This is a genomic window from Alteromonas sp. R7, from assembly GCF_055755235.1.
This window is the reverse complement of sequence record NZ_JBVTQX010000001.1, coordinates 433,487-460,484: the sequence shown is the minus strand read 5'-3', so window position 1 is coordinate 460,484 and position 26,998 is coordinate 433,487. Positions and strand designations below refer to the sequence as shown.

Sequence of the window (26,998 nt, the reverse complement as noted above, 5' to 3'; positions counted from 1 at the left end):
CTAAAACCTAACGCAAACTTCCGTATAATATCCAATCTAGTCAAGTTTGACTTTCGAGAGCGCTACGAGCTCTCGCAACTTCTCGTTTAACCCAGGCCCCTGTTGCTTGGTCGCCACCAACCAAATATGCCCTTTATAGGGCTTTGAAAGAAGTTTATTTATCACTTGGTTAATTTTCACTTTTTCCTTGGAAGCATAAACTTTTGAATTAATGACATACCATTTATAAATAAACAGCTGCTCTCCGGAGGGAGTCACAACCTCCGACATCAACAAATCGTGACCATCCAATTCGATGTTACGTGACGTCTCCAATGAGAAGTAGGAAGGATCGAAGTCGCGATTTTGGTAACTCGCTAACTCCCCATTCACCTCGTCGAAAAAAGCAATGAACGCGCTGGCATTACACTGTGTTCCTTGTAACGTCACCTGTATTTCATAATTAGGACTATCCACAACAGGAAACTTTATGAAAGGCGCACACGATTTGTCAGCGAACAGTGATAGGTCAACCATACTACTTGAATCGTTTGCAGTGTTTGTTTCTACGTTGGTATACGCAAAGTGACCTATTGCCAATATCAGCGAACATGAAACAATGGTTGCGACAGATAAGGTAGGCTTTAGCGCAGAGACTTCCTGATAATCGGAAGGCTTGGCCTCGCTATCTCTCATCAGCTCTCCAATACCCAACAAGCAAACAATAACAAATGCAAAGAAGAACCAACCATAGATAAGATGGTCGGCACCGGCGGCATGCTCCATGTCTGTCCAGTAAGCGATTAGGATAATGCCATACACGCGAACGATATTAGCCAAAATGGGAAATACTAGCGATATTGCCACAAAGGCCAGTCTGCGCTTAGCAGATACCAAATTTAAGTAAGCATAAAGACTACCAATTACAAAGCTTGCGATGAAAAAACTCACGCCGGAACAAGCTTCTGCCACTAAGAAGCGCCCTTGGGGGATTTCTATATATAAACCACTTCGAAACAATGGCACTCCAGTCAAGCGCAGAAGTGCTACCGAACCATTGGCGGCAATCTCTTGAAGATAAGGAATAAGTTGTTCGCCTACTGGAATACTAAAAAGCATGAAAACCAGCGGAAACAAAATGGTTTTAGCTGCTCTTGTGCCCACCATTAACCATATAATTGCGGGTAACAATGTAAAAGTAGCTGTATGTAAAAACAATTGAATGTCGCCTGCAATACCAACTATGTAAAGTGCCACCGCAGGAACAATTACGATAAATGCTAAAGGAGTTGTTTTAATTGGCTGCTCAAATAGCGTATAGCGCTTCAAGTAAATTAGGTAGATAGCACCTGGTACGATAAAAAAGCCATGGTTAAATATTTCGTTTCCATACCATATTTGGACTACGCTACTTAATCCACGCCAACAAAATAATACCCACAAGCAAAGCATTGTAAAACCTGAAACAAAGAACGCTTTGTTCTTCGCAAAAGATAGGTTTACCGCTTTCCGCTGGTTATTGTCTCTCGCGCCAGTATTACCCAGATGCATTTCCCTGCCCCTTTATTCTTACTTTAATAGTTACAGCCTATTTTATCTCGTAAGCTTGCTGCATTGTTACCCAGTTAAAGTCTTTAAGCAGCTTTTCTACTTTGCCTTCCATTCTTGACAAGTTGATGTAGTGACGAGCTTTAGACTTCCATGGAGCAGAATTAAATTTTGGTTGATCAGCATCTATCTCCCAAGGATGAAAATAGAAACTGTATGGCGCACTTTCAGATTGCATGAACTCAGTAATACGGCGTTTAGATAACCAATAAGGATAAAGACGAAAATAACCGCCACCACCAATCCCAATATTTGTTCCTTTCTTACGAACTGTTGGTATTGGAATCTCTATCAGACCATTCTCACGTTTGTATTTAAAGCGCGGCCAATCTGGTACACCATAGAGATCGTGGTTGATTGGATAAGTACTAGAAGAATAAACAAAGCCAAGCTCCTTTAGGATATCGTACGCCCACGTGTTCGAATCGTTAATTGAAAAACTCGGCGCTCTATAGCCTTTTAACGCCACACCGCCTATATCTTCAAGAATCTCTTTGCTTTGCTTAATATCATCGAAAAGCTCTTGCTCGGACATCGTTGTAGCGCGCTGATGCGCTAGTCCGTGGCTCGCAAGCTCATGACCTTCACTTACTATCCGTTTAATTACGTCCGGACAGCGCTGCGCCACCCAGCCTAACGTAAAAAATGTCGATTTAACGTTATTTTGAGCAAACAAATCTAGAAGGCGATGGGTATTATCTCCCACTCTCAAGCCAATCGAATCCCAATCACTTTTGTTTACTACGCCTTCAAAAGCAGAAACTTGAAAGTAGTCTTCCACATCTACTGTCATGGCATTGAGTCGATTATCTAGCTTCATGATTATCGCCCTTTGCCAAACAGTACAATTTCAACCGTACGGATAAGTATCAAAATATCTAACAGCAAACTTTGGTGTTTTACATAATAAAGATCGAACTTAAGCTTTTCCATAGAGTCTTCTACGCTGGCGCCATAAGGGTAATTGAGCTGTGCCCAGCCAGCTAAACCTGGTTTAACGTTATGACGCTGATTGTAATAGGGCACTTCGCGTACAAGCTGCTCTACAAACTGAGGTCTCTCTGGACGAGGTCCGATAAATGCCATTTCACCTTTAAACACATTTAAAAGCTGTGGTAATTCGTCTACGCGGTACTTTCTAATAAAGTGGCCAATACGAGTAACGCGATCATCATTCTTGCTTGCCCATTTAGCGCCATCTTTTTCTGCATCAGGTCGCATACTTCTGAATTTAATTATTTTGAAAAGCTTTCCGTTTAACCCCACTCGCTCTTGTTTATAGAAAACGGACACACCTGTACGTCTGCCATCATCGCAATAAATAATGAATGCGGTAATCAGCATAATTGGCCAAACAAAGAGGAATATGATGAACGCTAGGAACGCGTTGAGGGTGTAATCTAGCGCGTCTCGCAAATAATTCTGGCTCTGAAATCCATTGGAATAAATGACCCAACTCGGGTACATCAGGTTTACCACTATTTGCCCTGTTTCTCGCTCCATGAAATCTAAAAGCTCGGTAACTTCAATCCCTCTAAGCCTGCAGTCAAAAAGCACTTCTACAGGAAGCGTTCCACGACGTTGGTCGCAAGCGATGACTATTTCTTCTATTTCATTATCTGCAATGAACTGTTGAAAACTCTCGTCTACCTTAAGATGAATAATCTTCTCTTTTCGAATTCCGTCTTCGCGATTGTCTCCTGGAATTGGGATGAACCCTACAAGCTCAAACCCAATTCTATCCACATCTCTGCGCATGCGCTTTTCAATAATTGAAGCTCTTTCCCCTGCCCCAAGGACTAATATGCGCACTTTCCCTAGACCTAACAAGCCAAGACGGTTTGTGAAATACCTGAAAACAACTAAGGTTATAATAATTGAACAAACTGATGCCGGCAGGAAATAAGAATCCATGACCAAGTCATCAAAAAATGCTCGACTTAGCACTTCGACTAAAAAATAACTCAGTCCCACGCTAACGAATATGCGACGGATAATACCTCGGAAAGTTTCTCTTAACTTCGCTTCATACAACCCAACGGATAACGAACATAACAATATTGAAACTGTAAGCATTCCTACGTTGATAATCAGTTTTTCCACCGCCACATTCGGCGACATTCCAATTTGCGTAAGAATAAAATGAGAAATATAGCCCATGTAAGCAATGAGCAACGCTTCTGTTATTACTAGTATATTTGAGCGTTTATTTTGATTGCGCTTGTTTACTGCCACCCCTGGCCCCCTAAAACTGCGGCGTTTTTCCCATCATAAAGGGATTTATTCCAATAGACTACAATTGTTATTGGCATTATAGTGACATTTACCGTAGGGTAAACGGCAAAAGCCATAAATTAACCATAATGAGTGTAGGATGATCTCTTATGTTCCGCTTTAAAAAACTAATAACGTGCTGTGCTCCACTTTTACTTATCGGTCTTAATGGTTGCAGTAACACTGGCACTCTGCCTGAAGCAACTACCCGACCTTCACTAACTACCAATGTTAATGATTACCAATATTTAATTGGCCCAGGTGATTCCCTAACTATTTTTGTTTGGAGAAACCCAGAGGTTTCTGGCAATTTTATTGTTCGACCGGACGGAAAGGTGACCACTTCTCTAGTGGAAGACATTGATGTGGCTGGTAGAACGCCAACAATGCTTGCAAGGGAAATAGAAGAACAGCTTTCTACCTACATAAACAACCCGAGAGTGACGGTAAGTGTGAACAATTTCACGGGTCCTTTGAGTGAACAAGTTCGCGTGATTGGTGAAGCCACAAATCCAAGTGCGGTAAGTTACTCCGAGCACATGACGTTACTGGATTTAATGATAGCCGTAGGTGGTTTAACGGAATTTGCAGACGGCAATAACGCGAAACTGGTTCGAGTAATCGCCGGAAAACAAAAAACGTTCGAAATAAACATTGACGATTTGATTAGAGATGGTGATATCTCAAAAAATGTCGATATGCTACCTGGTGATATTGTAATTATTCCAGAAGCTTGGTTCTAGTTGTAAAGCAGTAAACGGAACAAATAATAAAATGCAGGACTTACAACAAACGCTAATCCAAATTCTTGATTACATTAAAGGGGTTTGGATTAAAAAGCGTTACGTGATTATTTTTTCATGGCTTATCTGCCCTATTGGCTTTTTATATGTTGCCAGCCTTCCCGATGTCTACTCGTCAAAAGCCCAAGTGTTCGTAGATACTCGCTCGGTTTTGCAGCCATTACTGAAAGGATTAGCGATTCAGACTAATCCTGACCAAGAGATTCAAATGATGGCTAAAACATTACTCAGTAGAAGTAATGTGGAGAAAATTGCTCGAGAAAGTGACCTTGATATAACGACGCAAAATGAAGATGAGTTTGATGACTTGGTCAACAGGCTATCCAATAGTATAAAGCTGAATAAAACTGGTAGAGATAATATTTACAATATAACGTATTCCAACCAATCTCCCAACACAGCTCAACGTGTGGTTCAAGAAACGCTAGACTTATTTGTCGAAGGCGCACTGGGTAATAACAGGAAGGATACAGACACCGCTGGTAGGTTTTTAGATGAACAAATTGCGGAGTATGAATCGAGACTTTCAGAATCGGAACAGCGTCTGGCTAATTTTAAGAGACAATATAATGATATTCTCCCGCTAGCCGGGACATATTATTCAAACCTACAGACTTTAAATAATGAACTTGAAGCTACTCGATTGCAGATAAGGCAAACTCAGCAACAAGTTGATTCACTTAAAAATCAAATCGGTAATGTAAAACGAGCTGACAGTTTTAGTGTTACCAATCAGAATGACTCAGTTTTACAGACGCGATATGACGAAAGAATAAAAGCGCTAGAGGAAGAACTAGATAGACTATCTCTTCGATTTACAGATCTTCACCCTGACGTGGTTGAATCACGAGCTTTATTAGAAAGTCTTGAGAAGTCTAGGCAAAAAGAGATAGATGCCTTCCTAAACGCTGATGAAAGTAATAATACTCAACCTTTAACGGAACTGAACCGAGAGATTAAGCTCGAAGCCAGCCGTCTAGAGAGCCAAATTGCATCCCTTCGTGTTAAAGATAGTGATTTGCAAAGAAAAATTGCAGAACTCGAAAGTAAAGTAGACCTGATTCCTCAGATTGAAGCAGAATCCTCTGCATTGAATAGAGATTACGATGTTACCAAACGAAAATATGAAGAACTTTTGTCACGAAAAGAATCAGCAGACTTATCTCGAAGAGCTGATGTGTCAGCAGAAGACCTTCAATTCAGAATTATAGAGCCCCCGCTTCTTCCCAAGCGCCCTTCAGGCCCCAACAGGCTAATTTTTTACACTGCAGTGTTAATTTTGGGTTTCGGTACAGGAATTGGCATCGCATTTCTTATAAGCCAACTTAATCCTATTTTGATTAGGCCTAAGCAGTTACTCAATGTGTCAGATTATCCTATATGGGGTACTGTAACCCACTTGAACATTGAGCAAATAAATAAAACAAGCAGAAACCGTCTTTTAGTGTTTCTGCTTTCCAGTGGTACTATTTTGGCAATGTACGGCGCCTTGATCGCCGCTGAAATTATGAATATAGATTTGTTTGGAGGGCTTCTTTAATGAAAAATACAATTGAGAAGGCACTTCAAAAACAAAAAGAGGCGAAAGCAGCAAGTCAAAAGACTTCGTCTACAGAAAAAATTGAAGACGCTAGTCATTCAAACGCGCCTGAAGAGTCGAAGGTATCAATTGACAAACCTGCACCCGCAGAGCTTCCTGCTGAAACCGTAATTGCTGAAGAAAAGGAATTTATCAATAAAAAAACTCCACTCGACGAATTTGTTATTGATTTCGTGCGACTTGATAAGAACGGACATATTTCGCTTAACGGTGAGAGAAAACAAATTAATGAAGAGTACCGAGAAATAAAGCGTAAGCTTTTAGCAAATGCTTTTGGTTCACTAGCGAAAACCCTTCACAACCCGAACATTATTATGGTTACCAGTAGTCGCCCTTCTGAAGGGAAGACATTCACTGCAACCAACCTGGCGATGAGTATCGCATCGGAGCAGGATAAAACCGTACTTCTTGTGGACGCCGATGTACTTAAGCCTAATGTATTAAACACTTTAGGGTTAGAGCGTCGTAAAGGACTAATGGAATACTTGACCGGGGAAGTTGACGATATTTCAGATGTGCTGTACCCAACCAACATCGATAAGCTGAAAATTATTCCTGCTGGAAAATCGCACCATTTGTCTACCGAACTGCTAGCAAGCCAGAAAATGCATGACACTGTTAATGAATTTGCAAATAGATACCCAGATCGAATAGTTATTTTTGATACGCCTCCTCTCATTGGTATAAACGAGAGTGCTATTCTCGCTAATTTCGCTGGCCAAGCGGTTGTTGTCGTAGAAGAGGGCAAAGCGAAGATAGGCGATATTAAAATGTCTGTGGAGCGATTGAACCCAGAGATGGCCATAGGATTTGTAGTGAACAAGTCTGTACATAACGACACCGATGGAAGCGGATATTATGGGTATTATTACTCAGAGCGCAGCGAATAGGCGCAATACAATGCCTAAAAGAAGAATAATAAAGCCGACACTTGTTGCTGCAGCCGTCGCAACAAGTCTACCTGCTTTTGCAAAACTTGACGTGAATGCTGTTGCCACAGCCGAAACCATCTACCAAAGTGTCGATACTGAGGAAAATGGAAACCGTTCACTTACAACAGTGACTGTGGCACCAAAAGTAAACGCTACTTATCAAACAAGAACATTTCAAGGGTTATGGTCCGGTACATACACCCATCTGGAACGCGATAACGACGATGCTAGCCAGCGCCAAGATTATGCAGAGTACAGCTATTCTGCTCAGTGGGAACCTCTTGAAAATTTATTATCTTTTCAAGCCGCTGGGGCATTAAGCTATCAGAATACTAATGCTTCAAATTTTCTGGTAACAGATTTTATTGCAAATTCTGACAGCTTGGCAAAAACACGCTCGAATCGACTATCTTCTACGCTGACACTTGACCAAGGCGACTGGGTAAGAGGACAAGGCACAGCCTCCTACTCAGATACAGCTTCAGAACGGTCTTTGACTAACAGCAATGCTCTCGATAATGATAGTTATCAACTGAGCGGCAAGTTAATAAACGGTGATGAAGCCGAGTATTTCATTTGGTCAGTTACGGGCACTTATCAGAATACTGAGCGAGGTCAAGCAAACAATGGTGACTTTGAATCGAGAACTGGTGACGGTTATATAGATACTCGAATTTATGGCGACTGGGCCATTCGTTTGACTGCAAGGCACGAAGCTAACCAAATTTCAGACAGAGATGACACGAACAGTTTAGTGAGAGAGTTTAATTCTTATGGGGTGGGGTTAACTTACCGTCAAGCTGAGAATCGCTATATATCATTAACGGCCAATAAGAGTGACTCTGATCTAGAAGAAGACGATGGTGAAACATTCGTAGGTGTTGATATGCAATGGGCACTGAGCACTCGCACACGGATTGCTGCTACTTACGGACGTCGTTTCTATGGTGAATCGGCATCGGCAAATATTAGCTACAATTCCAAATACTTACGAACCTCGTTCAGCTATTCGGAAGACGTTACTAACACCTCTCGCTTGTTAGCTGATCCAGAGAACTTAGGCGTATTTGTTTGCCCTGCTTCATCGACATCCATCGCAGACTGCTTTCAGCCCAATAGCTTAAGTTATACACCCTCCGCGGGAGAGCAATTGGTTCAGCTTACTTCTCAAAATCTAGAGTTTGACGACAACATCATTCTGCGAAAAAGTGCTAATTTTCAAGCAGGTTATGACTTTTCTAGAATTACCCTCGCTTTTTCTTGGCGATATGCCGAAGATGATTACTTAGACGAAGATAGACTAAGACGCACCTACTCTTTCGGTACAAACGTAGCCTATAAAATTGGTAGCTATACCAACATAACTAGCAGTATTAACTACGCCAATATCACAGGTCAGGGTGCAGAAGACGTATTCAGAGGCGAAAGCGACAACTGGAATGCATCCATTGGTTTAGAAAGAGAGTTCGGTCGCCGGTTAAAAGCAAGTATTGATGCTAGGTACCTCAAGCAGGAGGGAGATTTGAATACAGGCATATCTCAGTTTGGTAACAACTATACCGACAGACGCTTAAGCGCATCTATTACCTACACCTATGACTAATTCACTGAATTTTTCAATCTACCGGTTGTAGTTTGTAGGCAGCACTAGTCAACTAAACTCAAAAAAAAGCGCCCGATTTTACGTTAGTAAAAAGGCGCTTTTTTTGTTTATCAAATGATGGTGGCTACAAAGAAAGTATCACTCTTTCTTATCATCACTTTTAAGTCGGACATACGTTTTGAACTTCTTTTTCATAAGCTTATCAACGTATTGCGTCATTTTCACTTTTTGTGAAATGGCATCATCTAAAGCATCAACTAATTCTGCTAACATATCCAAGTAGTATTTGGTGTCGCGAATAACATTGCCTTTAGGTGTCATGATAGTTTGGCTTTCAGGGTGGTCAGCAAAGCCCATATGCTCCGTCACTTCCGCGCCTGTTTTATCAGGCTCGAACATCTCGGCTTTTACTTCTTCAATTACTTCATTTACCGCGTCCGCGTCAAAGTTCTCTAGTTCTTCTAAAAAGCCATAGAGCATTACCCTATCCATTAAGGTATTAATTTTACGAGGAATACCGCGAGAGAACATGTGAATTCGTTCAAACGCCTCTTCACTGAATAACTGTGAGCCATTCCACCCCGCGTGGTGCAATCGGTACTCAATGTATTCTTTGCACTCTTCCAATGAAAGCGGAGCGAGATGGCAAGACGCCACAATACGTTGCCTAAATTGCTCCATATTCGGTGCGCGCAGAATAGGCTGTAGTTCTTCTTGCCCCAGCAAAAAGCTTTGAATCAACGGTTTGCCGTTCAGCTGAAAGTTACTCAGCATTCTTAATTCTTCAATGGTCTCTAACGGAAGGTTTTGCGCTTCATCAACCAATAGTAAGGCGCGGCGACCCGCTTTGTTTAGATCGTATAAGAAAATTTCAAGCGCTTTTAAAATATCGGCTTTTGAGCGACCTTCCGTAGGGATATCAAATTTAGACGCGACCATTTTTACCAGTTCGTCTGGCGACAGCTTTGGCGTAACAATTTGAGCTGCCGCAATGTCGTCTTCAATTTCTTCAAGCAAGCTGTTTGCTACGGTGGTTTTCCCGGTTCCAATTCCGCCGGTGATAACAATGAACCCTTCAGCTTGAGAAAGTCCATACTGTAGATAAGACATGGCGCGTTTGTGCCATTTACTTGCGAAGAAAAATTCTGGATCTGGGGTTAACTGAAACGGTTTCGAGTTAAGTCCATAATAACTTTCGTACATGCAATTTACCGTTTTTCCATTAAAGATATGCGTTCGAAAACATGAGTGCGAACACATGAGTTCGAAACAGCGCGCTTATTCTCGTATATATGGTAACCAACATCGCGCGATTATCGAAGTAAAATATTTACGCCGAGTCTTCAGGGCTGATTGATCTGTGTTGTACAGCAAAGATCAACAAGCACTAGTTAATTCTGCTAACATAAAGCTACGAGAAATTTCTATACATTGAATTACATTGGCACAAAGTATACCAGCCACCGCAGGCAATACCCACCAGGGAAGTACGAAAGCTACGTGGTATCTCTACTTAGTTGAAAATAAGCTTGGCCAACTCTACACAGGAATTACCACTAACCCCAAGCGCCGCATAGCGCAACACCGAGGAGAGTTAAAAGGGGGCGCCAAGGCCTTAAAAGGTAAGGCACCACTGACCTTTAAAGCCATATTCGAAATGACTGACAAGTCACATGCATCAAAGCTTGAATATGAGGTAAAGAGAATGAGCCGCCCTCAAAAAAACGGGATTATTCGTAAAGGGCAACTCAATGAGCTAATGTGTATGAAAACCCAATTTGAAGATTAAGACATTGGGTTGCGTTAGGTTCGTTATCCAGAAAAGAGTATTCCCCTACCCGCCTAAAACACCGTTAATGATCATGGCGTTTCCTATGCTAAGGGTAAACCCAAGTGCAGCTACACCAACGTTATGCTGTTGATCGACTTCCTGCCGGAAATTCATGCCAAATAAAATAATTTTTTTGCTCGCTAGTACCAAAATATGAAGTGCGATTGCTAAGCCAACACTAACAATCAGCCAACCTGTTATATTGCTCACGTAGCCTGATGGGTTATAAATGAGTAAATTCTTCGCTGCCGACACAATCATAGCAGTTCCAAGTAAATTACCAGTGTGCTCGATAGCGAGTGCTAACTGTCCCTTCTCTAGCGCCCCTTGAAATGAGTCGTTTTGATTATCTCTTGCATATCTAAACTCTAAAATGCGCGTCATAACAAGCAACATGGTCAGAACTACGGTAAAGCCGGTCACAATAGCAATGATTGCGTTCATGTCGCTGCCATCAACCCACACCATAATATTGCGTAAAACAATTGCGCTTGCCACCAAACTAGCCGCATCAACCAGCGCCACGCTCACACTCCTTTCGGCAATCATCGCGTGAGTATCAACTTTATTAAGTACTAGTTTATCGTGAGCGAAGCGTCCGAACTTCACCAATATAATGCCCACAATGCCGAAAGTTACCATTCCAATCGCCGCTTCTTTATAACCCACGCCAATATGACGGCCAACAACCGAGCTCAATACTATGCACAACGACAGCATGCCTCCCGCAATGCTTATCCCAAATGCGAAGTTATCTTTAACACCTAGTTCTTCTGTTACCGAGTATTTCCTAAATGCGCCTGTCAGCCACTTCATAATCATTAGCAGTACTAACGCAATTGCGACATCCATAGCGAGATATATCAGCAGTTCTTGCGTTAGAGGTACTAGTTTTACTAAGGCTTCCACGTTATCTTTGCTCCTTGAACACACAAAGTTCTTCTGATTAGTTTTTGATATAGTTTCGAAAAATCAGTGATGGCTAATTGAATAGCGTTCATCTAATACAAACTTGTACAACGATGACATCGAACTTGTTCAGATTTATTTTAGTTAGGGCCAAATGACCTGTAGATCACACCCTGGGTTAGCAGGCACTTAACCACATTGAATGCAGAGCTGCACGTTAGCGCACTTAGCAGACCTTGTTTTGAGTACTTGCAATGGCAATTGTGAGTATTCAACCGTAAAACACGAGCGATATCTCATAAGACGCGAGCATTATGCCAACAGACAACGAAAATAGCATGACAAACGTAGAACTTGCCGAAAAATTTTGGCAGCAGTTGTTAACAGCGCCAGCAATTAGCGAAAGTGACAGAGCCGTAATTGAGGCTCATTGTGAAAAACTAATGCTCTCCTTCACGCGTTCCTCTTTCTTGGCTGAGACATTGATTCAAAATCCTTCATTTGTTTCTCGCATCGTTGAGCCTTATCAACCCCTTGAGAAAAGTGAAACGCTTCAATCTCTTGGCAATACCATGTCATCTGACTATCTCGCAAACCTAGACAATGAATTGCACAACGTCGCCAGCGAAGATGACTTAATGCAAGTGTTGAGGGAGTTTAGAAATAAAGAGATGGCGCGGATTACTTTCCTCGACGTTTTGAACAAGCAACCCATCGAAATATCACTTATGCAGGTTTCAGCATTAGCTGATGTACTTATTAACGGTGCGTACCACTGGCTTTATCAACATTTAGCAGCGCGCTATGGAAAACCACAAAACCATAACCAAGACATGCACATGTATATCTTGGGTATGGGGAAATTAGGAGGAAAGGAACTCAACTTTTCTTCTGATATCGATTTAATTTTTACGTACCCAGAAAAAGGCGAAACCCAAGGTGGTCGAAAAAGCGTAGAGCATCAGCAGTTTTTTACCAAGCTCGCGCAAAAACTTATTCAAGCATTGAACAAAGTGACTAATGACGGTCAAGTCTACCGCGTTGACATGCGTTTACGCCCCTTCGGCGATTCTGGCCCCCTTGTGATGCATTTCACGGCACTTGAAGATTATTATCAAGACCAGGGGCGACACTGGGAGCGCTTTGCCATGGTAAAAGCGCGGGTGATTAACGATGATAATTCGCAAGATGTGAAATGGTTAAAGAGCATTTTGCACCCGTTTACCTTCCGTCGTTACTTAGACTTCACCACATTAGATGCCCTTCGTAACATGAAAAAGCTGATCGCCACAGAAATACGCAGACGCAGACTGAGTAACAATATAAAACTCGGCGCAGGTGGCATTCGTGAAGTGGAGTTTTTTGCCCAAAGTTTTCAGCTGATTCACGGAGGACGAGAGCCAGCATTACAAAGTAAGTCATTACTTCGCACGTTAGACGCATTAACTGAACTCGATATAGTCGAACGCGATGTAACGCAACAGCTAAAAAGTGACTATTTATTCCTAAGAAAAGTAGAGCACACGCTTCAACAAGCTCAAGATCGCCAGACCCAAACTCTTCCTGAGTTACCTTGGCAACAAGCTGCGCTTATTGAAGTCATGGGTTTTGATTCTTACGGTGAATTTTTAGTGCATTTAGATACTGTAATGGCGCGTATTCATGCCCATTTCAACGAGTTAGTAGAAGAGTCTCATGATACGCACTCAGAAGAAGACCAGCTTTTCACTGCCTGCCAAGATGCGTGGCGTCTTGCATTGCAAGAGGATGAGTTTACTGAAACCTTTGGCGAATACCTGTCTGCTAGCGATATTAAAGGCATATATTCTATTCTTGTCGCCTTCAAGGATAAGCAACGCAATTATCGCATAGGCCAAAAAGGTGAAGACACGTTAAATAAATTGCTTCCCGAAATATTGTATGTGCTCATCAACCAACATCCAAACTACATCCCTCAGGTACTCGACCGTTTACTTGGTGTTATAGAAGCGATTACAGGCCGAACCACTTACCTTGACTTACTACTTGAAAATCCGGATGTACTAAAACAGTTAGTAAGGCTATGTGAACGAAGCGACTGGATTGCTCAAGAAATTAAGCGCTTCCCGTTACTATTAGACGAATTACTCACGCCGTTATACCTAGGTCAGCAAAATACCGATATCCATACCAGCAAGCAGGAATATCAGCTGGAACTGCGTGAAATCATGCTTCGTATTGAACAAGACGATGTTGAAATGCTTATGGATGGATGGAGGCAGTTCAAACTTTGCCAACAGCTTCGCATAGCCGCCAGCGACATCAGTGAATCACTACCTATAAACAACGTGAGCGATAAGCTTACGGTGCTAGCTGAAGTGATATTGGAGAACGTAGTAGATGCTGCCTGGATGCAAATGCAACAGCGCTATGGCGTTCCAGCACACCTAGAGGGAACTGACAAAGGATTTGCCGTTATCGGCTATGGAAAACTAGGCGGGTATGAACTAGGTTACGGCTCAGACTTAGATTTAGTGTTTTTGCACAATGCCCCTCGCGGCATAAGTACTGACGGCAAGAAGTCTATTGAAGCACAACAGTTTTACATTAAGTTGGCGCAGCGCATCATGCATCTTCTCAATACGAAGACGTTGTTTGGACAATTATACGAAACCGACTTGCGTCTACGCCCTTCTGGCAATGCGGGATTGTTATGTTGCCATATCGATGGTTTCGAGAAATACCAGACCGAAGAAGCATGGACTTGGGAACATCAAGCGCTGGTTCGTGCAAGAGCAATTTGCGGAGACCCTCGCCTTTTGAATGACTTCACGCAGGTAAGAAATTCCATACTAACTCGCTCTAGAAACGCTAAAACGTTGGCTGACGATGTGTGCAAAATGCGTTTAAAAATGCGGGAGCACTTGCTTTCAAAGGAGAACGACAAGGTAGACTTAAAGCAGTGTGTAGGTGGTATTACCGATATTGAGTTCATGGCTCAATATCTTGTACTCGCTAATGCAAAGTCACAGGCTGCCATGACAGAATATCCTGACAATCTTCGCATTTTTGACGCCGCAGCCAAGAGCAACATTATTGATGTCGCCACCGCGCACAAACTGCAAAAGGCGTATTTAAAGCTGCGAGAGCAATACCACCATTTAACGTTAGCAGACACCAAATACGCAGATCAGAGCGAAGAACTAGATGCCATACGAGAACAAGTAACCATTCACTGGAATACACTATTTGGAACGTGTAGCGGCTAGGCGATGAAGCTTAACCTCTAACCAAACGACAGTTGGTGGTGAGAAATTCTGTTTCTTGGGCAGTCACCACCAGCGAGCGTTGCTCTGCACATAAATATGCTTTTACTTGCCCTTCAAAACTACTGTCTATGGCACTGGCAATTTTAGCAAGCGATCCTGCAACCGTGTTGTCCAATTGAAACTGGTGCTTAATAACAAAGTCTTGCTCCAGGTTCCATATCACCTGCATGCCTTCAGCTTGAGCGTATTGCGAGATAGCTTCGCGCAGTGTGTTCCCTTCCTGGAACGTGCGGTATTTATGTTCGCCGGTCCAATTCTTTTCAACCGGACGGGTTTGGCTAGACATTTGTGCAAGCTTGTTGTCTAAATTAGGATCAACGCCCGCAATATCCAGTACAAAGTCTCCCTGCTCCTCTTCTGCTGGGTCAGTAGCAGACATACGGAAGTCTCGATAGAACTCACTTAACCCACGTGATACAGACTTTTCTTCCGCTTGCCCTTGCGGAACAGGCTCTTGGTCCTGTGTTTGAAGCATGTAAATGAGTACGCCAGCAATGATCACAAGCACTGCTGCTATGCCAATTTGCTTTGCCCAAAACGATGAACTTGAATAACTTGTCTGTCCCATACCTTACCAATGTGTAGCCACTTTTAATCGAAAATCAGCTTATGCTATGTGTATGAACTTAAGCATAATTCTTCTATTTTAGTCTACCTTCGAACGGAAAGCCTATTATTCTATTTATCTAATTTTCATCGCTAGGTGTTTATTCATACACAGCTATAGTGATTTATACAGCGATTCAGGGTTACCTTCCGGTCTGGTTTTAAATCGCTTGTGCATCCACAAATAGCTTTCTGGCTGTTCTTTAACCGCAGCGTCTACATGTTGATTCAGTAATGTTAGTGCTTCAGCGTCTTCCATATCGCCTAACTGAGAAAGCGGTGGATAGATTTTAATTTTGTAACCGTGTTTGGTGTATTGCGACGTGATGATCATTGGCTCAGAGTGACTACGTCGAATAAACATCAGCGTTGCTGTAGTTGTCGCGGTATCTTTCACCCCACCAAATGGAACAAAGATACTTTGTTTCGGGCCATAATCCTGGTCGGGCAAATACAAACAAAGTTCTTTATCGTCAAGTGCAGCAAGTAAGGCTTTTGCGTTGCGCTTATCAATCATGTATTTGTTCGAGCGGTTTCGCCCATGATACTGAAGGTAATCAACGAGAGGGTTGTTGTGTTTGCGATAAAACGCGATGCTTGGACGGAAGAAGCCAATACCTCTACAGGCAAATTCCAGATTCATATTGTGAAGTGCCATACCAAAGACACCTTTCCCATTTGCAAGGGCCGCTTCAACATGCTCAGTGCCTTCAATCTCAATGGCTCGTTTTACGCGCCAGCTGGGCCACCACCATCCCATAGCAGTTTCAAATAATGCCATGCCTGTACGCCGCACATTTTCTTTGTAAAGCGCCTCTACTTCACTGGCGGAAAGTGTAGGGTTCCAGAGCGTCAAGTTACGCTTTGCGACTTTTGCCCGTTTAGGAACAATTAATGCGATAAGTTTACCGGTACCGCCACCGATAGCGCGTATCACGGGTAAAGGCAACCATGTAATCGTATAAAGAACGAAAACACCTAACCATACAGGCCAAAACTTAGGGCCTAAAAATGCTAGTTTAAATTTAGGAGCTTTAATTGCCGCCGCCAATGTCTGTATCCTTTGAAACGAAGTGGGCGGCATTGTAGCAGAAGGTTTTTGGTGGGGCTAATTGAGACAGACAGCCCACAGTGCTCTTGCGATTAATAGAAGCACTTAAGCAGAGAGAGCCCATACTTGCTTTCTCTGCTTAAGAAACATATTGCTTGTTATCAATACAAACTGAAATCAGGTCACTAATATTCTTTATCGATTTGCTTCAACTTTTTCTCAAACGATTCATATTGCTCATTTGAGTCATAGTCAAAATGGTATTGATTGTGAAAGCCGAACTGCAGCTTCACATTAACGTCTTCAATGTAAAGCGTATAGCCATCGTGATCTGTAAATGCAGTGATCCCATTAAGCTTATACTGTTCATCTTCTTTCGCGCCATGCTGGCGGATCTTGTCGAAAACCTGAAGTAAGAACTTGCTGTCTAATTCGTTTTTCATTGTAAATCCATTGTTGAGAATTTATCTATTTTTACACAATCAAACGATTTTTGGATTTATCTAGGGCTATATTTAAAACGACTATGCGAGTTAATAACTACAACCTAAAAGTTGTAGCGAAAACCTAAATTTACAATATGCGCAGAAAAATCATCTTTGCCACCAAAGTAGGTGTATTCCACGCGTACCATCGACTGTAAGCCTAAGTAGTAATCGAAGCCTAGCCCAGCTAATCCTGCGATAATTGTGTCATCGTATCCACACACAGCGGCTTCTGGGCCACAGGTATTGCTATCTATCGACGCGTGCTCGATGTCAACGCTTGCCACGCCTAATTTATAATACAGCTCACCTTTCTGGCTGCTCGCTTTACCTAGTAACGCCAAATAAGGGCCTTTAGATGAGATTGATTGTTCGTCGTTATCTGTATCAATAAAAGAGATATAGCCACCTTCTACATACCACTGACGGTGAAATTGATAGCCTAAAGCAGCTGAATAGCTAATATCAGACTCATTATCTATTTCAGTGTCTACGTTGCCAAAGCCAATATTTGCCACTGCATATCCGTTGGCAGATGCTAGTCCAGAAAAACCCAAGCTTGTTAAAGCTGCACTTCCAATAAGGAACTTAGCGAAAAATGATGAAAGACGGCGCATTTTAATTACTTCTCCATGTTAAAGAGCGCTCACTATAAAAGACAATGCCTCTGATTAAAACGAACAAACAGAGTTTAGATGAATACAGTTAATTGATAGCTGCACGAAAAAGCGGGTTTTGTTCCAGTCCGCCTAGATAATTACCCACACAGCGAGAGGTAAAATGTTCGTAATCGCGGCGTGTTACCGCAAGTATAGTGGTTCTACATCAAGGTGACACAACAACCGGAGCGCTTTTTGACCATTAAATATCAGCAATGTTAATCCCTTGCATCACACTTTCGTGTAAAAAGTACGCAGATAGTTTATATAACCACATGATTATTTAATAGTTTTTACAAAATTTGATCTTTTTTAAATTAGGTGTAGTATTAACTTAAACAACTGGTCAGATGAGCGGATGAGTTATTATGAGTATCAGAACTAGCTTAAAGAAAGTATTACCCCCAATTTCAATCACAGAGCAAGAAGCCTTAGATGCAGGCGACGTGTGGATTGAATCTTCTATTTATCAGGGTAAGCCTGACATGCAGGCGCTACGCGATATCCCTCAGGCAAAACTGAGCGCAGAAGAACAAGCATTCATGGACGGTCCAGTAACCGAGTTGCTGAACATGATCGATGATTTTGAACTAGGCAACGGCAAGCACATTCCTCAGGACGTTTTAGACTTCCTAGGTAAGAATCGCTTCTTCTCTATGATCATTCCAAAGAAATTTGGTGGTCTTGAGTTCAGCCCGTATGCAAACTCTACAATCGTTGCCACTATCGCAGCGAAAAGCGGTGCAATTGCGGTAACCGTAATGGTTCCTAACTCATTAGGTCCAGGCGAGCTTCTTATGCACTACGGTACGACCGAGCAGCAAGATTACTGGCTACCTCGTCTAGCAGACGGTCGCGATATTCCGTGCTTCGCGTTAACCAGCCCAGAGGCAGGTTCTGACGCAGGTGCTATTCCTGACGCGGCTATCGTGACTAAAGGCGAATTCAACGGTGAAGAAGTGCTTGGTTTACGCGTAAGCTGGGACAAGCGCTACATTACACTTGCACCAATTGCGACCGTACTAGGTCTTGCGTTTAAAGTATTCGATCCGGACCAACTACTTGGCGACAAACTAGAGCTTGGCATTACCTGTGCCCTTCTACCTAAGTCTCACCCAGGTGTTGAACTTGGTAACCGTCACGACCCAATGGGTGTACGCTTCTACAACGGTACTACTCGTGGTCAAGATGTGTTCATTCCTATGGACTTCATCATTGGTGGTCAAAAGAACATTGGTCGTGGTTGGCAGATGCTAGTTAGCTGTCTAGGTGCAGGTCGTGGTATTTCACTTCCAGCAATGGGCGTAGCGACTGCACAATCTGCATTTAAAGGCACGGTTGAATATTCTTTCGTACGTGAGCAATTCGGTCTTCCAATTGGTCGTTTTGAAGGTATTCAAGAGAAAATGGCAGACATCGCGGGTAAGACTTTCTTACTTGAGGCTATGCGTGTTCTTACAACTGAAGGTCTAGGCCTAGGCGTGAAGCCATCAGTAGTTACCGCTATTGCTAAGTATCACATGACTGAACTAGGTCGTGATGTGATGAACTCTGCTATGGACATTCAGGCAGGTAAAGCGATTCAACGCGGTCCTCAGAATACGTTAGCGGGCGGCTATGCTGCGCTTCCTATCGCGATTACGGTAGAAGGTGCAAACATTCTTACCCGTAACCTGATGATCTTTGGCCAAGGTGCAATGCGTTGTCACCCTTACCTTAAAGACATGGTTGACCTAATCCACAGCAACGAAAGTTCTGCGGATGCAGAGTTCAACAAAGTACTTCGTAAAACAGTTGGCTTCAGCGTTAAAAATGCCTTCCGCAGCCTAGGTAAAGGCTACCTTCCTTTCCTACGCGAGAGCGAGTCTGCACTACCAGAAGTTCGCAAGTATGAGAAGCGTGTTAACAGCATCTCTGCAAAACTAGCTCCACTTGCTGACTTGTCACTTGCGGTACTAGGCGGTGACCTTAAGAAAGCTGAGCTTTTATCAGCACGTCTAGGTGACGTAATGAGCTACCTATACGGTGCAATGGCAGCGATTCGTTTCTACGAGCAGCGCATTGAAGACAGAAAGCTTGCGCTACCGTATTTCGAATACGCTATGCAGTGGTCTTTACAACAAGCTGATCAGGCAATTGTTAACTTTATCAACAATTTCCCGAACACGGCGACACGTGGCTTAATGCGTCTTCTTACCAACACCTACACCAACAGTGTTGCGGGTATTAGCGATGACCTAGTGCGTGAGCTTTCTATTGCATCTATGCAAGATAACAGCGTGAAAGAGCAGCTTACTCACCTTGTTCGCGTAACGCCAGGAGACGGCAACGACATCAACGAGCAAGCGTTTAAAGCGAAGCATGCGGTAGCGCACCTTCTTGGCAAAGTGCAAAAAGCACTTCGCAAAGAGCCTGTAGTGCCGTTCATTTCTTTTGAACATGCACTTAACAAGCTTCAAGAAAAAGGCGTAGTAACGGCTGATGAAGCCGCTAAGCTTCACGACTATAACGAAAAGCGCAAGCTAGCAGTTCGTGTAGACGAATACACGTTTGATATGGAACTTGTTCCAGCGTCTCAAACGCTTAAAGCGATTGATGGCGGTCAAAACGCTGCGTAAACTGTCATAATTGCAGTAACTTGATTAACGAAGCCCCATCCTTGAGATGGGGCTTTTTATTTGCCCGTTAAATTACCTTTCTATTGTTTCGTTCGTACTCTACCCTTAGCTTATCGTGGTTTTCTTAAACAAGGATTTGTAAAGTGAAAACGATGCGCTTTATTGGCATTCAAACCGTTTCAATATTTTTTATTCTCTTTATCTCGTCGCTGCTATTCAATTCAAACGCCAGAGCCCAGCACGATGACACTAACTTCGTCATTGGAGAACTAACTCATCCTCGAGTAAGTAGCTTCTATAAACCCCTAATAGCACGTGCGTACCAGGATATCGGCATTGAGGTTATATTCGAAAAAGTGGGTGGGGAAAGAGGCTTACGGCTTTTGGATGAAGGAATGACAGATGCAGATATTATTCGCTATGACGTAGTGTCTCAGCCTGACAATAACATTGTAATTGTTCCTCCAGCACTGTCTCATGGCGCATCATTTCTATTGTGTATACGGGGAGCTGAGTGCAATAAAAGCATAATTCAACAACCAGATAAGGCAATAGCCGTCACTACCCGATTTTTCTTCAATATGCACGCCAAACCTGGCGAGTTAAATGCCAACATCTTTGAATTTGATGACTTTCACCACGTCATAAATTTACTGCTCAACGGGCGATTTGACTACGCTATTTTACCGAGTGACTATTCTGAAGAAGCCATTTTCGAACAATCTGGAATTGAGTATATACCTCTAGTGGAACACGAATTGGTGCACGTTATTCATAAGAAACATAGCCATTTAATTGACCAACTTTCTGCAGCAATCGCCAAGCAGCTTCAGCTACTCAAAGCCGCGGAGAGTGAATAAATAAAAAACGCCCGCATCAATTGCGGGCGTTAATTGAACAATAACTAGTACCTTCGCACTAGATATTGGCTCGCTAGTCGAACATATATTTAAGCGACAGCACTGTAGTACGGCCGTTCAATGGACGTGCTCTGATGTAGCTACCAACCTCTGCTGAACCTTCTTCTGACTCAGTGATGATAAATTCATCAGTGGCGTTATTCACATTAAGCGACACAGAAAATTGGTCGTTCACCCAATAAGTGGCAAACAAGTTTACAAGGTTATAACCTTCTTGTTTAAGGTCGTTATTGTCCTGAACATAGTACTCTGTCGAGCCTTGTAGTGAGGCACCAACAGACCATGTATCTGTAACGTACTCAGGGGTAATAGTCCAAATCCAATCTGCTTGGCGGCGTGGAGTATTTCCTTCAAGTGCAGTGTTGTTTACGTCTTTACTTATTTCAGCGTCTGTCCACGTTAAGTTACCGGATAGCACGAAATTATCAGTTGCTGTCCAGCGGCCTTCAAGCTCTAAACCTGTTGCTTCATATTCGCGCATAAAGGTTAAACCACTGGTTACCTCTGCTTGCGTATCTTCAGTAACAGTATCAAACAAGGTTGCGTTTACCATGAGGTCTTTCGTACCGTATTTGTAACCTACCTCGAATTGCTTCGTTGTATCGTAACCCGATGTTGTGCTTGTTAAGCTGCCGTCTGTATTCAATGTACCGCCAATCTGCAGTAAACGATCGGCAATAGCACGGCCACCTTTTGAGTAACGGGCAAAGAATGTCTGACTGGCGCTTAGTAGGTACGAACCACCGATTGAATAAGACGTATTATTCGCACTGTAGTCAACAATCTGAGAAGACGCACCGGCGCGATTTAAGTTGATAACACCACCGCTAATGAAGCCGCTGTTGATTGCTGAAGCATCTTCAATTTGCTCAATAGTTCCGTTACCGTTTAGGTCGAAGTCAGCATTTCCGCCGCAACATGAGCTGATGAGTTCACCTGAAGCTTCGGTCGTGTCATGACGTATCGATGCATCAATAAGAATGTTATCTGACAATTCAAAACCAACGTTCATGTACGGCGCTTTTGTTACATAGTTTAAGTCCCACTCCCACGAAAGGAAGCTTGGTGACAATAATCCGTTTGAAACAAGTTCCACGCCATCGCCATCTGTAATTGTTAGAAGCTGTGAATTGTCACCGTCGAGAGTTTGAATAAATGTCTGCCAGCTTGACCAGCTTGTGGCGATGTCCTGGTTTGAGTAGTAATAACCTACTGTGAGGTCGATACCGTTATCAAATTCTTTACGCAAGCTGAAATCGTTGATCATGTTACCCAGATCGTTGATTCGAGTGTCGAACTGAAGGTTTGTAAATGCTTGTCCTGTGTACACTTCACCAGCGCCAGGTCCGTTCGCGAGCACAACACTTGTGCTGTCGCAATTCAGCGCATTTCCGTCACCGTCAGTAGCGCCGGCACAAAGTGCAGAAGCGAAATTCGATACATCGCCAGGGCCCGCTGGGAATCCATCAGTAAATGGGGCAATAAAACCACCTGAGATATCTGAAATACGGAACTTGTTTAATAAGAACAAGTTTTCGGCCACTTCGAGGTCAACTTCAACGCCAAATGAGTTTACTTTTGATTCGATGCCATCGCGAACGTCGCGATTCTCTGGGTTACCATAGCTGTCAAAAGTAGAAATGTTTGTGTTGTAAGCTGAGTTTAATGCCTGTGAGCTAGCATCGTAACCAGGTACTGGGCCATATTCACCATCGCCTTTCACCAATACCGGAGAAGGAAGGTATGTTGATACTTTGTCATCAAGGTTTTTATAGAAGAAACGGATGTGGCCGTTATCTAGCATCTTAGTGATATTGAACTTAACCTGACCGCCTTGGTCGCCATTGTATCCCGTTTCTCGCGGGCCCTCTCCACCACGGGCAAAGCCAGCAATGTGGTAGTAAAGGTCGTCGCTAATTTCACCGCCATAGCGAAAATCTAAACGAAACTCTTCGTAATCGACGCCAAATGACGTTCCAATGGCACCGCCACCTACTTCGCCCGTGTTACTGATCAAGTTAATAACACCGCCTGGCGAGTTACTTGCGAATGTTGACGCTGAGCCACCGCGCACTGCTTCCACATTCGCTACTGACCAGTCGTAGCGTAAAAAGTTATCGGCATTGCCAAAGTTAATATCACCATATTCTAAAACAGGTAAACCGTCTTCATGGATTTGCAAGAATTTAGAACCACCCGTCGCAAGTGGAATACCGCGAATGGTAATATTTGCGTTACCACCACCGCCTGAAGACTCGGCACGAATACCGGGTAACGCGCGAAATACCTCAGCGGTAGAACGAGGAGCTAGTTTAAGAATATCGTCTTCGTCGAATGCACTTACAGAAACACTAGCTTCTTGCATCGTTGCACCACCCGGTGCAGCGGTAACCACAATCTGTTCGAATTTTTCTTTCGACTTTGCGTCAGCATCAGCTGTTGATGATTCCTGCGCGATAACCGAGCCCGAAAAAGCGGCGCAAATCGCTAGGGTCAAAGCGTTGAGCGTGTGATTTTTGTTCATTTTTTCTCCGACAATGTGTTGAATTTGTTAAATCCAAGGTAGCCTCTGCCCCTTTAACGTAGGGAGGCGGCAGTACAATTTAAACTTAATCGATTAAGAATTTATAACAAAGGAACAACATTGTAAACATCCTGTGAAAAGTTTTTACTCTTGCGCAGCGCCTTATTTAACTTTTATATACTAAAGTTTTAGCTATATTTAGCGGTTCACATCGCAGATAAGAAATAAAAAGCAATATCGATTAAGCTCACTACACTTTCAGGTATTCAGAACGAACTGTGAAAAAACATAGACAGACTAAGAGCGGGTTGCTTTAGTCGAATTTTAAAATGACCCCGTCATATGTATTATATTTAGCCTATACTACAATCATTTAGTGCACTTAAATTTGTACGCTTCGCTCTATTCTGTACGACTAAATTTGCTTTTGAAGTAACGGATTAAATTTGAATCACAATGTAATTAAGGCTTTATCCGGTTGAACACGTATCAAGAATCGATATCACAAACTGAAATAGAACGAGACACCACCGACATGCTAATTGGCAATAGCTTCGTCGGTTTCTTGATGACGATATTTGCCTTTTCTGGCCTGGTATTTTTCTTTGAAAGCGACTCCCCTTCAACATTTGCAAATAAACTACAGATTTGGGGAGTAATGGTGTGCGTCTCATTTCTGAGGCTAATTGATGCATTGTATTGGCGCACTAATTTGGCAGGAAAAGCTTATAACCCGCGTCCTGCTTTGATTCGGTTTTCGACCGGTCTCTATCTTACGGGTTGTATTTGGGCGCTTTATTCAGTGCTTTTCTATTCATCCATGGCAACTGTCGAACTAGCAGCGACTATGGTTGTACTCGCCGCTATGTCCGGCGGAGCTGGTACCGTCCTGTCTCCGAACATAAAACTCGTCGGGTTCTACTCTACTGCTCTTCTTGTACCTATGTCGTTATGTGCGTTAATTGATGCTAGCGGGAAATTTTTTATTTTAGGTGTGCTTGGCTTGGTTTTCTGGTTTGGTATTTTCGCTAGCGCTTTTCGCTACCATCGCTTTTTCATCAGTATGTTACACCTTAAAGCTAAGAATAATAGTTTGATGGAACAGATGCGTATTGAGCGTAGTGAAACAGTTAAAGTAAACAAACTACTCATAGCTTCAAACGAAAAGCTCGATGCATCTAACGCCAACCTTGAAGCGGAAGTGGAAAGAAGAACGGCGGATTTATATCGGTTGTCCAACAGAGATCCACTGACAAATTTGCTTAATCGCAATGGCTTTCTCAAGCATCTCAACAATTTGATAGACACTACACGTGCCCTTGATAACTCGCTCGCCCTTCTATTTATCGACTTAGACGGATTCAAGCAAGTTAATGACAGTTTAGGACATAAAGTCGGCGATATTGTACTTGCCGAAATTGCCAACAGACTTCGTAACTATACAGAAGAAAATCACCTAGGAAGATGGGGAGGAGACGAATTCGTCGCCGTTATTCCTTATGCTAATGTTGATACCGCAAAGGCCGTAGCACACGCTATGCGCAGTGGCGTCACTATTCCCATTATTGCGAACGACAATCAGGTAACGTTAGACGCCACTATCGGCATCGCTATGTTCCCCGTTCATGGCGACAGCGCTGTTGATTTAATTCAACAGGCCGACCTGACTATGTATGATCAAAAGCGTAAGCAAAGAGGCTCTATTGGCGTATTTAACGAAACGTTGCACAACGAAATAAAGCGAGAGCAGCGCCTTTGTGAACGCTTAAGATTAGCCATTGAAAATAGTGAGTTTACTGTTTTTTATCAACCTATCATTGACGTCACGACAAACTCCTTGTCGTCAGTAGAAGCGCTTTTACGGTGGAACTGCGACGGAGAAAATATCTCTCCTGCGGTATTTATCCCCCTTGCAGAGCGCAGCGGGCTAATGCCAGAAATAGGTGCGTGGGTATTAAATAGAGCGCTTATCGACCTTTCACATTGGCAGTTCAAACCCGGTCTCGCAATGTCGATAAATGTATCAGTCGCGCAGCTGCTCGATGACAGCTTCTTTAAAGTTTTAGATAATGCCCTCAGCACAACTAAAATTTCACCAGAACGCCTCTATCTAGAAATAACTGAAAGCGTATTCGCTATTGATAAAGATCTAGTGACTAAGCGAGTGAGCGATCTCGTAGCGCGTGATGTCAAAATATCAATTGATGACTTTGGTACAGGTTATTCATCTTTAAACCGTCTTCAATCTATGCCATTCAATTTTATTAAAATTGACCGCTCTTTTATACAGAATAGCTCTGAAGAGAGTGATACCATAATAAGAGCAACACTTTTAATGGCTAAAGAGTTTGGCTGTAAAACCATTGCAGAGGGCATCGAAACTGAGCAGCAAAGGCAACATTTGTCGCAGCTTGGAACCGACTATTTGCAAGGCTTTTACTTCGCTAGACCAATAAACGCCAACGACCTTATTTCTTGGTATAACGAAAACTACTAATAACCATGGCTCAACTTTATTTTTATTACTCTGCAATGAACGCAGGGAAGTCTACATCACTCCTCCAATCAGCTTATAACTACCGTGAACGCGGTATGCATTCAGTGATTTATACCGCAGCGCTTGATGATCGATACGGCGTTGGGAAAGTCACTTCTCGTATCGGCTTACAAGCAGATGCCAAGCTATACGCAAAAGGCGATGATTTGTTTGCCTCAATAAGCAAAGACTGCGAAGCGTTAAAGCCCGACTGCATTTTTATTGACGAAGCACAGTTCTTAACAAAGGCACAAGTAAAGCAGCTAGTGGACGTAGTTGATGAACTTGATGTGCCGGTACTAGCCTACGGCCTGCGTACCGACTTTTTAGGTGAAACCTTTGAAGGCAGTCATTATTTGCTGGCTTGGGCAGATAAACTATCTGAACTAAAAACCGTTTGCCATTGCGGTAAAAAAGCAAGTTTCGTGGTGCGTTTAGACGAAAATGGCAATGCTGTAAAAAATGGTGATCAAGTACAAATTGGCGGCAACGACACCTATGAATCAATGTGTCGCAAGCACTTTAAAGAACTGGTTTGGGACTAAATCCCAACGTCAAGTAACCTAACTAAAATAAGCGGTCTCTGAACCTCATATCTGTTGCGGGCTATAGCATTTATTGTCCGCTTCTCATTCTCTAAAAAATTTGCCACTCCCCCTTCAGCTCTTTGCCAGATTTCAATCGGCGTTATCCAAACTTTCTCGGTACTATCTAGAGGTAGCAAGAAAAAGCATTAAGCATTCTTGCTAGCC

Annotated in this window: 20 protein-coding genes; 10 read left to right on the top strand and 10 right to left on the bottom strand. The window is 42.8% G+C overall.

The window, feature by feature from the left end; all coding sequences use genetic code 11:
- Positions 1–36: 36 nt before the first annotated feature.
- Genes xrtA through AC0J2X_RS01910 form a run of 3 tightly spaced genes read right to left on the bottom strand, consistent with a single transcriptional unit; the run spans position 37 to position 3,822 of the window.
- On the bottom strand, positions 37–1,530 hold the full coding sequence (gene xrtA / locus AC0J2X_RS01920) for an exosortase A (protein WP_069944658.1): 1,494 nt from the start codon (positions 1,528–1,530) through the stop codon (positions 37–39).
- Positions 1,531–1,567: 37 nt separating this feature from the next.
- Positions 1,568–2,407, bottom strand: coding sequence for an XrtA system polysaccharide deacetylase (locus tag AC0J2X_RS01915; protein ID WP_069944659.1), 840 nt, complete (start codon positions 2,405–2,407; stop codon positions 1,568–1,570).
- Between the two features lie 2 nt (positions 2,408–2,409).
- The gene (locus AC0J2X_RS01910; protein ID WP_014977095.1) at positions 2,410–3,822 is read right to left on the bottom strand and encodes a TIGR03013 family XrtA/PEP-CTERM system glycosyltransferase; all 1,413 of its coding nucleotides are present in this window, start codon (positions 3,820–3,822) and stop codon (positions 2,410–2,412) included.
- Between the two features lie 149 nt (positions 3,823–3,971).
- Here AC0J2X_RS01910 and AC0J2X_RS01905 point away from each other — a divergent pair, with 149 nt between their 5' ends.
- The 4 genes from AC0J2X_RS01905 to AC0J2X_RS01890 are packed head-to-tail and all read left to right on the top strand — an operon-like array spanning position 3,972 to position 8,799.
- Positions 3,972–4,604 carry an XrtA/PEP-CTERM system exopolysaccharide export protein gene (locus tag AC0J2X_RS01905; protein ID WP_014977096.1) on the top strand — a complete coding sequence of 211 codons (633 nt, stop codon included), beginning with the start codon at positions 3,972–3,974 and terminating at the stop codon, positions 4,602–4,604.
- A 31-nt stretch (positions 4,605–4,635) separates the two neighbouring features.
- Positions 4,636–6,204, top strand: a complete 1,569-nt coding sequence (locus AC0J2X_RS01900) for an XrtA system polysaccharide chain length determinant (RefSeq protein WP_472995721.1) — start codon at positions 4,636–4,638, stop codon at positions 6,202–6,204.
- Positions 6,204–7,154: an XrtA-associated tyrosine autokinase gene (locus AC0J2X_RS01895; protein WP_472995720.1), complete on the top strand. Its 951-nt coding sequence runs from the start codon at positions 6,204–6,206 to the stop codon at positions 7,152–7,154. The genes AC0J2X_RS01900 and AC0J2X_RS01895 overlap by 1 nt, the downstream gene beginning before the upstream one ends.
- Positions 7,123–8,799: a porin family protein gene (locus AC0J2X_RS01890; RefSeq protein ID WP_472995719.1), complete on the top strand. Its 1,677-nt coding sequence runs from the start codon at positions 7,123–7,125 to the stop codon at positions 8,797–8,799. The genes AC0J2X_RS01895 and AC0J2X_RS01890 overlap by 32 nt, the downstream gene beginning before the upstream one ends.
- A 138-nt stretch (positions 8,800–8,937) precedes the next feature.
- Here AC0J2X_RS01890 and AC0J2X_RS01885 read toward each other — a convergent pair whose 3' ends face one another.
- Positions 8,938–10,002 (bottom strand): XrtA/PEP-CTERM system-associated ATPase, encoded by a 1,065-nt coding sequence (locus tag AC0J2X_RS01885; RefSeq protein WP_049587179.1) that lies wholly within the window; start codon positions 10,000–10,002, stop codon positions 8,938–8,940.
- A 238-nt stretch (positions 10,003–10,240) separates the two neighbouring features.
- Between AC0J2X_RS01885 and AC0J2X_RS01880 the strand changes: the two genes are divergently transcribed.
- A complete protein-coding gene (locus tag AC0J2X_RS01880; RefSeq protein WP_472995718.1) occupies positions 10,241–10,588 on the top strand; it encodes a GIY-YIG nuclease family protein in 348 nt (115 codons plus the stop codon).
- Between the two features lie 45 nt (positions 10,589–10,633).
- On the opposite strand, the gene AC0J2X_RS01875 is transcribed toward AC0J2X_RS01880, so the two are convergent.
- The gene (locus AC0J2X_RS01875) at positions 10,634–11,539 is read right to left on the bottom strand and encodes a DUF350 domain-containing protein (protein WP_014950251.1); all 906 of its coding nucleotides are present in this window, start codon (positions 11,537–11,539) and stop codon (positions 10,634–10,636) included.
- Positions 11,540–11,853: 314 nt separating this feature from the next.
- On the opposite strand from AC0J2X_RS01875, the gene glnE reads away from it, so the two are divergent.
- Positions 11,854–14,787, top strand: a complete 2,934-nt coding sequence (gene glnE / locus AC0J2X_RS01870; RefSeq protein ID WP_472995717.1) for a bifunctional [glutamate--ammonia ligase]-adenylyl-L-tyrosine phosphorylase/[glutamate--ammonia-ligase] adenylyltransferase — start codon at positions 11,854–11,856, stop codon at positions 14,785–14,787.
- Between the two features lie 10 nt (positions 14,788–14,797).
- Here the strand turns inward: glnE and AC0J2X_RS01865 are convergent, their stop codons facing one another.
- The 4 genes from AC0J2X_RS01865 to AC0J2X_RS01850 all read right to left on the bottom strand — a co-directional run bounded on the left by AC0J2X_RS01865 (position 14,798) and on the right by AC0J2X_RS01850 (position 17,606).
- Positions 14,798–15,415 carry a TcpQ domain-containing protein gene (locus tag AC0J2X_RS01865; RefSeq protein ID WP_014950253.1) on the bottom strand — a complete coding sequence of 206 codons (618 nt, stop codon included), beginning with the start codon at positions 15,413–15,415 and terminating at the stop codon, positions 14,798–14,800.
- Between the two features lie 153 nt (positions 15,416–15,568).
- Positions 15,569–16,504 carry an LpxL/LpxP family Kdo(2)-lipid IV(A) lauroyl/palmitoleoyl acyltransferase gene (gene lpxL / locus AC0J2X_RS01860; protein ID WP_472995716.1) on the bottom strand — a complete coding sequence of 312 codons (936 nt, stop codon included), beginning with the start codon at positions 16,502–16,504 and terminating at the stop codon, positions 15,569–15,571.
- A gap of 185 nt (positions 16,505–16,689) precedes the next feature.
- The gene (locus tag AC0J2X_RS01855) at positions 16,690–16,947 is read right to left on the bottom strand and encodes a DUF3081 domain-containing protein (protein ID WP_472995715.1); all 258 of its coding nucleotides are present in this window, start codon (positions 16,945–16,947) and stop codon (positions 16,690–16,692) included.
- Positions 16,948–17,051: 104 nt separating this feature from the next.
- Positions 17,052–17,606 carry an outer membrane protein gene (locus AC0J2X_RS01850; protein WP_472995714.1) on the bottom strand — a complete coding sequence of 185 codons (555 nt, stop codon included), beginning with the start codon at positions 17,604–17,606 and terminating at the stop codon, positions 17,052–17,054.
- Between the two features lie 410 nt (positions 17,607–18,016).
- On the opposite strand from AC0J2X_RS01850, the gene AC0J2X_RS01845 reads away from it, so the two are divergent.
- Positions 18,017–20,266: an acyl-CoA dehydrogenase gene (locus AC0J2X_RS01845; RefSeq protein ID WP_014950257.1), complete on the top strand. Its 2,250-nt coding sequence runs from the start codon at positions 18,017–18,019 to the stop codon at positions 20,264–20,266.
- Between the two features lie 152 nt (positions 20,267–20,418).
- Complete coding sequence (locus tag AC0J2X_RS01840) at positions 20,419–21,126, top strand: hypothetical protein (RefSeq protein ID WP_472995734.1); 708 nt, start codon at positions 20,419–20,421, stop codon at positions 21,124–21,126.
- 73 nt (positions 21,127–21,199) lie between these two features.
- On the opposite strand, the gene AC0J2X_RS01835 is transcribed toward AC0J2X_RS01840, so the two are convergent.
- The gene (locus AC0J2X_RS01835; protein WP_472995713.1) at positions 21,200–23,710 is read right to left on the bottom strand and encodes a TonB-dependent receptor; all 2,511 of its coding nucleotides are present in this window, start codon (positions 23,708–23,710) and stop codon (positions 21,200–21,202) included.
- A gap of 478 nt (positions 23,711–24,188) precedes the next feature.
- Here AC0J2X_RS01835 and AC0J2X_RS01830 point away from each other — a divergent pair, with 478 nt between their 5' ends.
- Both AC0J2X_RS01830 and AC0J2X_RS01825 read left to right on the top strand, forming a co-directional pair.
- A complete protein-coding gene (locus AC0J2X_RS01830) occupies positions 24,189–26,207 on the top strand; it encodes a putative bifunctional diguanylate cyclase/phosphodiesterase (protein WP_472995712.1) in 2,019 nt (672 codons plus the stop codon).
- A 5-nt stretch (positions 26,208–26,212) separates the two neighbouring features.
- Positions 26,213–26,791 (top strand): thymidine kinase, encoded by a 579-nt coding sequence (locus AC0J2X_RS01825; protein ID WP_014950261.1) that lies wholly within the window; start codon positions 26,213–26,215, stop codon positions 26,789–26,791.
- Positions 26,792–26,998 lie beyond the last annotated feature (207 nt).